This is a genomic window from Pseudonocardia terrae (assembly GCF_021343995.1).
Taxonomy (GTDB): domain Bacteria; phylum Actinomycetota; class Actinomycetes; order Mycobacteriales; family Pseudonocardiaceae; genus Pseudonocardia; species Pseudonocardia terrae.
In genome coordinates, this window is record NZ_JAJTTE010000100.1 from 1 (window position 1) to 12,223 (window position 12,223).

11 protein-coding genes are annotated in these 12,223 nt (G+C 75.4%); 4 read left to right on the top strand and 7 right to left on the bottom strand.

All coding sequences use genetic code 11. From position 1 onward, the window contains the following. Both LWC33_RS33540 and LWC33_RS33545 read left to right on the top strand, forming a co-directional pair. On the top strand, window positions 1-742 hold a 742-nt coding region (locus tag LWC33_RS33540), incomplete at its 5' end, for a universal stress protein (RefSeq protein ID WP_233308736.1). Window positions 743-881: 139 nt separating this feature from the next. Next, complete coding sequence (locus LWC33_RS33545; RefSeq protein WP_233308737.1) at window positions 882-1,868, top strand: rod shape-determining protein; 987 nt, start codon at window positions 882-884, stop codon at window positions 1,866-1,868. Window positions 1,869-1,935: 67 nt separating this feature from the next. Here the strand turns inward: LWC33_RS33545 and LWC33_RS33550 are convergent, their stop codons facing one another. The 7 genes from LWC33_RS33550 to LWC33_RS33580 all read right to left on the bottom strand — a co-directional run bounded on the left by LWC33_RS33550 (window position 1,936) and on the right by LWC33_RS33580 (window position 10,759). Continuing rightward, complete coding sequence (locus LWC33_RS33550; protein WP_233308738.1) at window positions 1,936-4,752, bottom strand: FtsW/RodA/SpoVE family cell cycle protein; 2,817 nt, start codon at window positions 4,750-4,752, stop codon at window positions 1,936-1,938. Window positions 4,753-4,897: 145 nt separating this feature from the next. Beyond that, complete coding sequence (locus LWC33_RS33555; protein ID WP_233308739.1) at window positions 4,898-5,446, bottom strand: hypothetical protein; 549 nt, start codon at window positions 5,444-5,446, stop codon at window positions 4,898-4,900. Window positions 5,447-5,637: 191 nt separating this feature from the next. Further along, window positions 5,638-6,981: an LLM class flavin-dependent oxidoreductase gene (locus LWC33_RS33560; RefSeq protein WP_233308740.1), complete on the bottom strand. Its 1,344-nt coding sequence runs from the start codon at window positions 6,979-6,981 to the stop codon at window positions 5,638-5,640. Next, complete coding sequence (locus LWC33_RS33565; protein WP_233308741.1) at window positions 6,978-7,916, bottom strand: HpcH/HpaI aldolase/citrate lyase family protein; 939 nt, start codon at window positions 7,914-7,916, stop codon at window positions 6,978-6,980. The genes LWC33_RS33560 and LWC33_RS33565 overlap by 4 nt, the downstream gene beginning before the upstream one ends. Next, window positions 7,916-9,112 (bottom strand): CaiB/BaiF CoA transferase family protein, encoded by a 1,197-nt coding sequence (locus LWC33_RS33570; protein ID WP_233308742.1) that lies wholly within the window; start codon window positions 9,110-9,112, stop codon window positions 7,916-7,918. The genes LWC33_RS33565 and LWC33_RS33570 overlap by 1 nt, the downstream gene beginning before the upstream one ends. Before the next feature lie 10 nt (window positions 9,113-9,122). Next, a complete protein-coding gene (locus LWC33_RS33575; RefSeq protein WP_233308743.1) occupies window positions 9,123-10,157 on the bottom strand; it encodes a LacI family DNA-binding transcriptional regulator in 1,035 nt (344 codons plus the stop codon). 125 nt (window positions 10,158-10,282) lie between these two features. Continuing rightward, window positions 10,283-10,759 carry an RrF2 family transcriptional regulator gene (locus tag LWC33_RS33580; RefSeq protein ID WP_233308746.1) on the bottom strand — a complete coding sequence of 159 codons (477 nt, stop codon included), beginning with the start codon at window positions 10,757-10,759 and terminating at the stop codon, window positions 10,283-10,285. A gap of 90 nt (window positions 10,760-10,849) precedes the next feature. On the opposite strand from LWC33_RS33580, the gene LWC33_RS33585 reads away from it, so the two are divergent. Both LWC33_RS33585 and LWC33_RS33590 read left to right on the top strand, forming a co-directional pair. Continuing rightward, window positions 10,850-11,587 (top strand): SDR family oxidoreductase, encoded by a 738-nt coding sequence (locus LWC33_RS33585; RefSeq protein ID WP_233308744.1) that lies wholly within the window; start codon window positions 10,850-10,852, stop codon window positions 11,585-11,587. A gap of 18 nt (window positions 11,588-11,605) precedes the next feature. Next, window positions 11,606-12,022, top strand: coding sequence for an ATP-binding protein (locus LWC33_RS33590; protein WP_233308745.1), 417 nt, complete (start codon window positions 11,606-11,608; stop codon window positions 12,020-12,022). Window positions 12,023-12,223 lie beyond the last annotated feature (201 nt).

Here is a 12,223-nt window from a genome sequence, read left to right on the forward strand (position 1 = left end):
GCTCGCCGTCGCGTTCGCCGTGGGCGAGGCCCGCGCGCTCGGTGTCCCCCTCGTGCTCGTCCACGCCGTGCGGCCGGACGAGTCGGCGCACCGGGCCGAGGCGCTGCTGGAGCGGGCCACGGCCCGCGCCCTGGCCGTCGCACCCGAGGTCGAGGTGTTGCGCCGGGTCTCGCACTGGGCGCCGGGGCCCGCGCTGCTCGAGGCGGCCCGCACAGCGTCGTTGCTGGTCGTGGGCATGAGCGGGCGCGACGACCCGCCGGAGGCCGCCGACGACTCCGTCGCCCTCGACCTGGTCGGCCGGGCCCGCTGCCCCGTCGCGGTCGTCCGCGCACCGCACCGCCGGCACCGCTCGGTGGTCGTCGCCGCCGTCACCGACCCCGCGCGGGACGCGCCCCTGCTGGCCGCCGCCTTCCCGCTCGCGGCGGGTCGCGGCGTCCCGCTCGTCGTCGAGGTCCCCGAGACCGGCGACCCGGACGCCGACCTCCTCGCCGCGGCCGCGCTGGACACCGCGCTGGCCCCGTGGACCACCCGGTTCCCCGAGGTCCGGGTGGAGACGGTCGGGGTGCGGAGCCCGTTCGTGGAGCACGTGCTGGAGCGGGCGGCGGGCGCCGCGGCCCTGGTCCTGGGCAGGCCCGAGGGGACCGGGCGCTGGGACGAGCCGGCCCGGCTCGCCGTGCACCGCGGGCCGTGCCCGGTGGTCGTGGTGCGGACCACGGCGGCGGCCGAGCCCGCAGGCGCCTGACGACGGGGGATCCACGAGCAGGAAGGCAGGAGAGGCGAGCAGGACTACCGTCCTTCGGCCCTGCCGGGGGCGGCCGCGAAAGGCCAGGGTGGTAAGGGGCGGCACGGGGGGCACCGTGCCGGGGATCCGGGGGTGGAGCATGGCGCGTTTCGGCATGGACGTCGGCACCGGCACCACGGTGCTCTACGACGCCGAAGGCGGGTTCCAGTACGACGAGCCGTCCGTCCTGCTCGCCAGGTCCGGCGGCCGCGGCGTGAGCGTGGGCCGCGAGGCCGCGGACCTGATCGACCGGATCCCGTCCGGGACGCACGCCGTCCGGCCGATACGCGACGGCGTGATCACCGATCTCGACACGGCCCGCCGCTACCTGCGCGCCGTCGTCCGCCGGGTGCTCCCCCGGCCCTGGCAGCGGACCCGACTCGCCGCGGCCCTCACCGTGCCCGCCGGCGCCAGCCCGCTGGAACGCCGCGCCCTGGTGGAGGCGGCGGAGGAGGCCGGCATCGTCCGCGTGCTCGCCCTCGCCGGTCCCGTCGCGGGCGCGATCGGCTGCGGCGTCGACCCGCTCGACCGCCGGGTGCACATGGTCGCCGACGTCGGCGCCGGGACCGCGGAGATCGTCGCCATGTGCTTCGGCGAGGTGCTGGCCGTGCGCTCGCGGCGCATCGCCGGGGACGCGATCGCGACCGCGGTGCAGCGGCACCTGCGCGAGCAGCACCACCTCTCGCTGAGCCGGGACTCGGCCGAGGAGCTGACGATCCGGGTCGGGGCCGTCCCCGACGGCGCCGAGGTCATGGTCGCCGGGCGCGAGGGCGACAACGGCCGGCCCCGCTCGCTGAAGGTGCCCGCGGCCGAGCTGCACGGCGTCGTCGCCCCGCGCGTGGCCGAGCTCGCGACCTCCCTCATCGGATGCCTCGACGACCTGCCCGCCCGCGCGCTCGACGACCTCGCCGCCGACGGCGTCCTGCTCGTCGGGGGCGCCTCCCCCACCCGCGGGCTGCGCGCGGCCCTCGAGGCCGGGCTGGGCCTGCCGGTCAAGCAGGCCGAGAACCCGTCGACGTGCGTGGCCGAGGGGGCCGCCCGGGCCTTCACCCTGCCCGGCGTGCTCGAGACCTACGCCCGGGGCTGAGCCGCTTCGGAGCGGATTCCGAGCCCGAGTGCCGCCGGCGCCCTGACGGGGCGCCGGCGGCACTTCGTCAGGGCGCGGGCGGCGCGGCCTGATACTGCTGCAACCCGTCGATCACGATCCGGCTCGCGCTGTTCCCGCCCTTGCCGGGCCCCTGGACCAGGCCGGTCATCACCACGGTCGGCGCACCGAGCGGCGCGGCCGCGGAGGTCCAGTTGTCGTACTCGTCGCCCGACAGGCTGCCGTCCTGCGCCGTGCCGGTCTTCGCGCCCGGGTCCAGCGGCACCGTGGACAAGGAGGCGGCGGTGCCCCCGTGCACCGCGGCACGCATCCCGTCCCGGATCGGCCCGAGCTTGTCGGCGAAGGGGACCGGGACGGGCGGCGGCACGGGCAGCGCGGTGAACCCGCCCTCGGGGGTGCCGACCGCGAGCCCCAGCCGGGGCGTGACGAGCTGCCCGGTCGCGACCGCGGCCGTCCACCGGGCGTTCTGCAGCGGCGTGACCTGCAGCGGGCCCTGCCCGATGCCGAGGATCACCGTGGTGCCGCCGTACCAGTGCCCGCCGTCGCCGGCGATCGTGTCCGGGGTGCCGAGGTAGCCCGCGGACTCGCCCGGCAGGTCGATGCCCGTCGCGGACCCGACGCCGAGCGCGTGTGCGGCCTCGATGATCGGGTCGGGGCCCAGCAGGGCGGCGAGCCGGTAGAAGTACACGTCGTTCGACCAGGCGATGGCCTGTGGCATGTCCATGGGCCCCATGGGCTTCCAGTTGTCGAACGTGTGCCCGGCGAGGGTGAAGCTCGCGCCGGTCGGGACCACCTGGTTCGGCGGGATCGCGCCGTGCACGACGTTCGCGGACGCCACGACCAGCTTGAACGTCGAGCCGGGCGGCACCGCGACCTGGCTGGCGTGCTCCAGCGTCGGGTGACCCGGCTGCGCCTCCGCGGCCTGCAGCGCCGCGCCGTCGACCGGTGGGCCGTACAGGTTGTTGTCGTAGGAGGGCAGGCTCGCCATCGCCAGGACCTGGCCGTCGCGCGGGTCCATGGCGACCGCGGCGCCGACCGCGTTCGGGTTGTGCTGCGCCGAGAGCGAGGCGCGGACCGAGTCGGTGAGCTTGCGCTGCAACGGGAGGTCGAGCGCGGTGCGCAGGTTCGCGCCCGGCACCGGGTCGCGGTGGGTCCCGACGGCGATCGGGACACCGGCGGGGCTCACCCAGTAGCACTGCTCGCCGTCGATGCCGCGGAGCACGGCGTCGTAGCTCGCCTCCAGCCCCGCCCGTCCGACGACCGCGCCCGGCGCGAGCGTCGGGTTCTGCTGGGTCTGCGCCTCGGTCGCGATCCCGGTGTAGCCCAGCAGCGGGCCGAGCAGGTCGCCGGTGGGGTAGCTGCGGCGCGGGTCGGCCTCGACCCGCACCCCGACGATCCCGGTGAACGCGCGCGCCTGTGCAAGGGGGAGGTCGCCCAGCTCGAGCGAGAGCGTCGTGTCGGGCGCGGCGTCGAGCGCCGCGCGCACGTCCGCGGCCGGCCTGCCGAGCAGGCCCGCCAGCCGGTCGACCTCGTTCGGCCGCACCAGGGCGGGGACCGCCTCGATCTTCGCCGTGCCGGCGTCGGTCCCGGCCGCGTCCATCGCGAGCACGGCGCCGTTGCGGTCGGTGATCTCGCCGCGCGGCGCGAGCGTCCGGACGCAGCGCGTCATCTGCTCCTGCCCGGCGGCCATGAGCGCCGGCCCCTGGACGGCCTCGAGCCGGTAGCCGAAGGCGCCGAAGGTGACCAGCAGTGCGGTCACACCGAGCGCGGCGACCCGGACCAGCCGCGGGCGCAGCCGTTCGGGCGCCGCCCAGAGCACCCGCCGCGCCCCGTCGCGCCGGACGCCGAGCACCACACCGATCGCCGCGAGGTGCACCACCACGGCGGTGCCGCCGTAGCTGACCAGCGGGAACGGCACCCCGGCGAGCGGCAGCAGGCCGAGGTTGCCGCCGACCGAGACCACGACCTCCGCGCCGAACAACACGGCCAGCCCACCGGCCAGCAGGGCCCCGTGCGCGGTGCGCGAGGTGCGCGAGGCGACCGCGAGCCGCCACACCAGGACGACGGCGGCCAGCAGCACCAGCACCCCGGCGATCATCCCGAACTGCAGTACGAGGCTGGCCGGCGCCAGGTCGGTGTCCCGCTCCGGCAGGTACCGCTCCAGGATGTCCGTCAGCGGGTTCCCCGCCCGCCCGAACGGGCCGCCGGAGGCCAGCGCGATCCGCGCCTGCGCGACCGCCCAGCCGGACCCGGCCGGCGACTCCGCGGACCCCGCCAGGAAGCTGCCGAGCCGCTCGACCTGGTAGGGCCGCAACAGCCCGACGGCCAGCGGCGCCGCCACCGCGGCCCCGGCGAACACGGGCAGCACGAACCGCGCCGGCACGCGCCCGATCACCAGCAGCGCCACGGCGACGACGACCAGCAGCGTCGTGGTGCTCAGGTCCGGCTGGAGCACGGTCAGCACGATCGGCACCGCGGCCAGGAGGAGCGCACCCATGAACCGCTGCCAGGCCGGCCGGCCCGACCCGAGGACCCCCGCGACCACCAGGAGCATCCCCACCTTGGCCAGCTCCGAGGGTTGGAAGGTGAAGCCCCCGACGGCGATCCACCGCGTCGCACCGTTCGCGCTCAGGCCGACCAGCGGCACCGCGGCGAGCAGCACGACGGCCAGGCAGTAGGAGACGACGCCGAGCACGCCGAGCAGACCGACCCGAACCCGCCAGAACAGCGCGAGCAGCACCAGCCCGCCACCCGCGATGATCGCCTGCCGCACGGCGGTGTCGACACCGTCGACCACGGCGAGGTTGGCCAGCCCGGCGACGACCAGCACGAGCGTGGCCAGCACCGCGACGACGTCGAACGCCATCCCGCGGTTCCGGCGCGGCCGGGGCGGGCGTGGCGGCCGCTCGCCGCGCGCCCAGGTGGAGACCCGGCGCCTGCCGGGCAGGAGCCGGCGCAGCCGCCGCCCGGGCCTCATCGGAGCCCCCGGCCCGTCATCACGTCTCGCCCGGTCACGGCGTGCACCCGCCCGTCGGCGGGACGCGGACCGGCGGGCTGGCCGCCGGGCCGGGACCGCCGGTCACCGCGGTGAGGGCGGTGAGGGCGGTGGCCGCGGCGTCGGGCACCCGGACGGTCGCCACGACGTCGGTGCGGTCCGCGTCCGCCGGCACGTCCACGGTGCCACCGGCGAGGGTGCCACCGGTGCCCGCGCACAGGTCGTCGAGCCGCACGGTCCAGTCGACGGTCGTCGGCCCGGCCGCGGGACGCAGCCCGAGGTGGATCCGGAGGAGGCAGTCCTGCCCGGCCCCGCAGGTCCGCACGGTGCGCAGGTCCACGGTCCCGATCGCGCCCGCGGCGCCGGGGGCCGGCGCGGCCGGCAACGGCGGCAGCACCGGGCCCGGCGCCGGTGCGGCCGCGACGTCCCGCCCGCTGGAGAGCAGGAGCGCGACGTCGGCCTCGATCCGCTCGTGCAGCAGCGACCACTCGACCGCGAGCACGGCGGTCACGACCAGCGGCCACGCCACCCACAGCCACCAGCGGCGGCGCCTTCCGTACCCCACGCGCGTTCCCGCGCGCCCCCCGGCCCGAACCACCCCGCAGCCCCCCTCGTTCCCGCCACGGTCCCGTGTTCCGTCCCCACCGGACACGGTGCCGTACGGGGAGGCGGCGCAGGCAGGGGCGGACGACCCCGTGGGGGCCGTGGGGTCCCGGGGTGTGAGGGGTCCTTCCCGGGTCGATGGACCCTGGCGGATCAGCCGGCCGCGGAGCCCGCCGGGCGGGCGACGCCGAGGTGGTCGCGCAGCGTGGTCCCGGTGTTCCCGTGGCGGAACAGCCCACGCTCCTGCAGGACCGGCACGACCATCCGGACGAACTCCTCGAACGCGCCGGGGAGGTGGGTCGCGGCGAGCACGAAGCCGTCGCAGCCGCGCGTGGTGAACCACTCCTCCATGAGGTCCGCGACCCGCTCGGGCGTGCCGACGAACCGTGGGCCCTGGAGCAGGGTGGCGCGGTGCGCGGCCAGGTCCCGCACCGTGACCTCGCGCCCGAGGTGCTGCCGCACACCGTCGGCCAGCCCGCGGATGCCGGAGCTCGTGGCCGTCATCTCCTCGGTGACCGGGTCGTCGAGGTCGTGCTTGGCGAAGTCGTAGTTGAGCACCTCCGAGAGCAGGGCCAGCGACGCGACGGGATGGACGTAGGCGTCGAGGAACAGGCGTTCCTTCTCCTCCGCGATCGTCTGCGTCTCCCCCACGACCGCGTACGCCATCGGCAGGACCTTGACCGACCCCGGGTCCCGCCCGGCCGCCGCGACCCGCTCCTTCTGGTCGGCGTAGTGCTTCTGCGCCACCGGGAGTCCCGGGTCGGCGGTGAAGATCATGTCCGCCCACTCGGCGGCGAACTCCCGGCCGCGCCCCGACGAGCCGGCCTGCAGGATCGCCGGGCGGCCCTGCGGGGTGCGCGGGACGGTCAACGGGCCGCGCACGGAGAAGTACTCGCCCTTGTGGTCGACCTCGTGGACCTTCGCCGGGTCGGCGAACACCCCCGACTCCCGGTCCAGGACGAGCGCGTCGTCCTCCCAGGAGTCCCACAGCGCCGTGACGGCCTGCAGGAACTCGTGCGCGCGGTCGTAGCGCGCGTCGTGGCCGAGGTGGGTCTGCAGCCCGAAGTTCTGCGCCTCGGAGTCGTTCACCGAGGTCACGACGTTCCACGCGGCCCGGCCGCCGGAGAGGTGGTCGAGGGTGGCGAAGGTGCGGGCCACGTGGAACGGGTCGTAGTACGTCGTGGAGTAGGTCGCGCCGACCCCGATCCGGCTCGTGGCGCCGATGATCCCGCCCAGCACCGCGGTCAGGTCGAGCTTGACCGGGCGGGCGCCGTAGCGGACCGCGTCGGTGACCGAGTTCCCGTAGACACCGGGCATGGCCAGCCGGTCGTCGAAGAACACACAGTCGAACGCGCCCTGCTCGAGGGTGCGCGCGATGTGCGTGTAGTAGTCCATGGTCAGGAACCCGAGATCGGCGCTCGGGTAGCGCCACGACCCGGAGTAGACGGTCACGTTGCCCGCCTGCATGAAGCCGACGAGCGTCATCCGGCGTGTCACGGGGTCTCCTCGCTGTTCTCGCCGATGCCGAGCAGGTCGGCGGTGGCGGCCACGGTCGCGGCGTGACGCAGGTGGGCGGCGTCGACGAGCATCCCGTCGAGCCGGGTGGCGCCCCGCCCGCCCGCCTCGGCCTCGCGGTAGGCGGCGACGACGCGCCGCGCGTGCGCGATCTCCGCGGGGGTCGGGGCGAAGGCGGTGTTGGCGATCTCCACCTGCGACGGGTGGATGGCCCACTTGCCCACGTAGCCCATGGCGGCGGCCCGGTCGCACGCCGTGCGGTAGGCGTCCGGGGTGAGGTAGTTGGGGAAGGGGGCGTCGATCGCGTCGATCCCGGCGGAGCGCGCCGCGACGACGACCCTCGAGCGGGCGTAGTGCCACAGGTCGCCGGGATAGTCGACGACCGGGTCGAAGTTGGTGTCCACCCGCGCGCCCTGGGAGGCGGAGAAGTCCCCGGCCCCGAAGATCAGCGCCTCGAGCCGGTCGGAGGCGCGGGCGATCTCGCCGACGTTCTCCAGCCCCTCGGTCTCCTCGATCAGCACCTCGAGCCGGACCCCCTTGCGCGGCAGGCCGAGCGTCTCCTCGAGCTGGGTGAGCAGCACGTCGACCCACCACACGTCCCGGGCCCCGCGCACCTTCGGCACGATGATCACCTGCAGCGCCTCCCGGGCGGCGGTGACCACCTCGATCAGGTCGCCGTGGGCCCAGCGCGTGTCCACGCCGTTCATCCGGATCGCGCGGGTGGTGCGGCCCCAGTCGAGCTCGCGCAGCGCCCGCGCCGCCTTCCCACGGGCCGCCTCCCGCTCGGCCGGCGCGCAGGCGTCCTCCAGGTCGAGGAAGACCAGGTCGGCGCCGGCCCCGGCGGCCTTGGCGAACATGTGGTCGTTGCTGGCCGGGGTGGCCAGCTCCGAGCGGCGGGGGCGGACCGGGCGCGCCATCAGATCACCCCCTGCTCGCGCAGCGCGGCGCGGCGCTCGGCGGACAGCCCGAGCAGCTCGCCGTAGACCTCGTCGTTGTGCTCCCCGATCCCGGGCCCCAGATGGTCGATCCCGCCCGGCGTCACCGAGAACCGCGGCACCGGCGCCTGCACCCGCATCGTGCCCAGGTCCGGGTCCGGCATCCGCGGGAACACGCCGCGGGCCTGCAGCTGCGGGTCCGCGAGCAGCTGCTCGGCGTCGTAGATGGGGGCGGCGGCGACCTCGGCCTCCTCGAACACGGCCATCGCGTCGTCGAGCGTGCGCTCGGCGACCCACCCGGCCATCACGGAGTCGATCAGCGCGGCGTTGCGCAGCCGCTGCTGCGCCTCGGCGAAGCGGGGGTCCCGGGTGAGGTCCTCGCGGCCCACCGCCCGCAGGGCCCGCATCGCGATCGTCGGGGCACTGCCGGACATCGCCAGCCAGTGCCCGTCCTTGGTGCGATAGGTGTTGCGCGGCGCCGAGATGTCCCACCGGTTGCCGGTGCGGGCGGGCACCTCGCCGAGCTGGTCGTAGGTCAGCACGGGCTGCTCGATCAGCCGCGCGAGGGGCTCGACCAGGTTGATGTCGATCAGCTGGCCCGGGCCGCCGTGCACGTCGCGGTGGTAGAGCGCCATCATCACCGCGTAGGTCGCGGTCAGCGCGGCCACGCCGTCGGCCAGCATGAACGCCGGAAGCGTCGGCGGGCCGTCCGGCTCCCCGGTGAGGTGGGCGAACCCGCTCATCGCCTCGCCCAGGGTGCCGAAGCCCGGCCGGTCGGACTTGGGCCCGCCCGCACCGAACCCGGTGACGTGCAGCATCACCAGCCTCGGGTTCGTCGCCGCGAGCGAGGCGTGGTCGAGACCCCAGCGCGTCAGTGTCGAGGGCCGCAGGTTCAGCACCACGACGTCGGCCGTGTCGGTGAGCCGGCGCAGCAGATCGCGGCCCGCCTCCTCGCGGAGAGTGAGCGTGACGGACTTCTTGTTGCGCCCCAGGCTCTTCCACATCAGCCCGACGCCGTCCTTCTGCGCCCCCCACTGCCGCAGGGGGTCGCCGCCGTCGGGCTGCTCGACCTTGATCACCTCCGCGCCGTGCTCGCCGAGCCAGGTCGCCACGAGCGGCCCGGCGGCGAGCGTCGCCGCGTCGACGACGCGGATCCCGGTCAGCGGTCCCGAACTCATCCGAGCTCCTTCATCGATGTAGGGGCGGCCCCGTGGAGCCCGCCGGGCGCAGCCGGGGCGTCACGAGGTGCGGGCCGGGCTCCGGGGCCGGGGTGCCCGCGTGCCGGGCGTCGAGGGAGTCGAGCAGGAGCCGCGCGGCCCGGCGGGCCAGCTCGGCGTACTCGACCTGCACGGTGGTGAGCGGCGGGTCCGCCAGCGCGAACCAGGCGGGGTCGCCGTAGACGACCAGCGAGAGCTCGTCGGGGATGCGCCGGCCGCTGGCCCGCGCCGCCGCTGCCGCGCCGACCGAGAGCGAGCCGCCGCCGACCAGCAGCGCGGTCGTGTCGCCCGCCAGCAGCTCGGCCGCGGCGTCGCGGCCGTTCTCCCGGGTGGGCTCGACCAGCCGCATCGGCACGGCCGGGTCGAGGCCGGCCAGCTCGAGGCCACGGCGCACTCCGCGGAGCCGCACGGCGCCGTTGGACAGCGCCTCGGGCGTGCCGAGGTAGGCGATCCTGCTGTGCCCCAACGCCGCCAGGTGCAGCACGCTCTCGGTCATCGCCTGCTCGTCGTCGGAGAAGACGCCCGGCGCCTCGATCCCCGAGGCCCGGTGCAACTCGACGACGGGCAGCTCGGCCAGCAGGCGGCGAGTCTCGTCGAGGGCGTACGTGCTCGGCGAGATCACCAGCCCGGCGATGCGGCTTGCGACCAGTTCGCGCAGCTGCCGCAGCTCGCGTTCCGGGTCGTTCTCGGTGATCGTGAGGATCATCTGGGTGCCGTCGGCCGAGAGCAGCCGGGCGCACTCGGCCGCGACGGCCGAGTAGGCCGGGGTGTCGACGTACGGGATCACGAACCCCACGAAGGCGCGGCTGGTGTGCGCCGAGAGCGCACGCGCGAGCCGGTTGGCCACGTAGCCGCGGGACTCCGCGTGCGCCCGGATCCGCTCGGCCACCTCGGGTCGCACGGCGGGGCTGCCGTTGAGTGCCCGGGAGACGGTCGCGGTGGAGACGCCCAGCTCGCGGGCCAGGTCGACCACGCCGACCGTGCTGCGCCGGGACCGGGCGGGCATCGACGACCTCCTCCTCCTCCTGGAACCTTGGCAGGGAACGTAAACGTTTTCAACGGGGCTTTTCCCAGTCGAACACGGCTCGCCGCGGAAGGTCAACGATCGCCGGGTGCGCGCAGGGAGCGGTCCTAGCCGGCCAGACCGTGCAGCCAGGCACGGACCTGGGGGAGCGTCTCGACGCCCGTGGTCCGGGTGACGTCGTCGGCGAGGTCTGCGATCGACACCCCGCGCAGGGCCCCCCGCCAGGCCCGGTCCGCCGCGATCATCACCCGCGCGATCGGGCATGGCGCGGTGCACGCCTCCGGCGCGGCGGCCATCGGTCCGCGCTGCCGGATCTCGGTGCAGACGAAGGCCGGCTCGACGCCGTCGACCGCCTCGACGACGTCGAGCACCGTGATCTCCTCCGAGGTCCGGGTCAGCACGTAGCCGCCGGCCTGCCCCTGCACGGAGCGCACGAGCCCGGCCCGGGACAGCGCCTGCAGCTGCTTGGCCAGGTAGGTGGGCGACACGTCGTGGAACTCGGCCAGCCTGGCGGCGGGAACCGGGTCGCTCGTGCCCGTCAGCACCACACAGCAGTGCAGCGCCCACTCCACCCCCCCGGACATCTTCACCTCCGCAGCCTACTTGACTCGGACAGAAGTTGTCCGAGTAGGATTCCGGATAGAAGCTATCCGAGTTCAGGGGAGGGAACGGTCATGCGGATCGTCGTCGTCGGGGGTACGGGCCTGATCGGGAAGGCGCTGGTCCAGGCGCTGCGCGAGCACGGCCACGAGACCGTGCCGGCCTCGCCGTCGACGGGGGTCGACACGCTGACCGGAGCCGGCGTCGCCGAGACCCTGGCCGGGGCGCAGGTGGTCGTCGACGTCACCAACTCGCCCTCGTTCGAGGACGGCCCGGTGCTCGACTTCTTCACCCGCTCCACCACCACGCTGCTCGCCGCCGAGCGGGAGGCGGGCGTCGGCCACCACGTCGCCCTCTCGATCGTCGGCACCGACCGGCTGCCCGATTCGGGCTACCTGCGCGCCAAGGTCGCCCAGGAGGAGCTCATCACCGGCTCGGGGATCCCGTTCACGATCCTGCGCGCCACCCAGTTCTTCGAGTTCCTGGGCGCGATCGCCGACTCGGCCACCGAGAGCGGCACGGTCACCCTGCCCGAGGGGGCGTTCCAGCCCGTCGCCGCGGCCGACGTCGTCGCCACCCTCGCCGAGCTCGCCACCGGTGCCCCGGTCGGCGGCACGATCGACCTCGCCGGGCCCGACCGCCGCACGATGGAGGACTTCGTCCGCGAGACCCTGGCCGCGCGCGAGGACCCGCGCACGGTCACGACGGGGCCGGCGGCCCGGTACTTCGGCACCGCGATCGATCACGCCCTGGTCCCCGCCGGCGAGGCCCGGCTCGGCGCGGTCCGGTTCGAGGACTGGCTCAAGGGCTGAGCGGGGTACGCGGGCGGCGTGGAGCTGGTGGTGATGGTCGGACTGCAGGGCGCGGGCAAATCGACCTGGGTGCGTGAACACCTCGCCGCCACCCACGCCGTGGTCAGCAAGGACCACTGGCCCAACGGGAAGCACCGGGAGCGGCGGCAGCGCCGGGTGGTCGCGGAGCTGCTCGCCGCGGGACGGGACGTGGTCGTCGACAACACCAACCCGACCCTCGAGGACCGGGCCGCCCTGATCGCCGCCGCCCGGGCCTATGGCGCCGGTGTGCGCGCGGTCCACCTCGCCACAGCGCTGGAACTCTGTCTGGAGCGCAACGGCCTGCGGAGCGGCCGGGAGCGGGTGCCCCTGGTCGGCGTGCTGGGCACCCGCGCCCGACTCGTCCCGCCGTCGGTCGGGGAAGGCTTCGACCGGGTGGACGTGCTGGTGGGGTGAGTGGCGGTGCTCGCCGCGCGGAAGCGGGCGGTGCGCCTTCTTCGACGGCCTCGCTCAGCTCGGCACCGGGACATGCGAAAGCTGATCGAGGCGGAGCGGCGCGGGTAACGCCCCGCTCCACCCGACACCGGTCAGAACGGGGGCGCCTCGTCGAGGTCGGTGGCCGGTGGAGGTGGTGGTCGGGGTTCCTCGAGTGTGGTC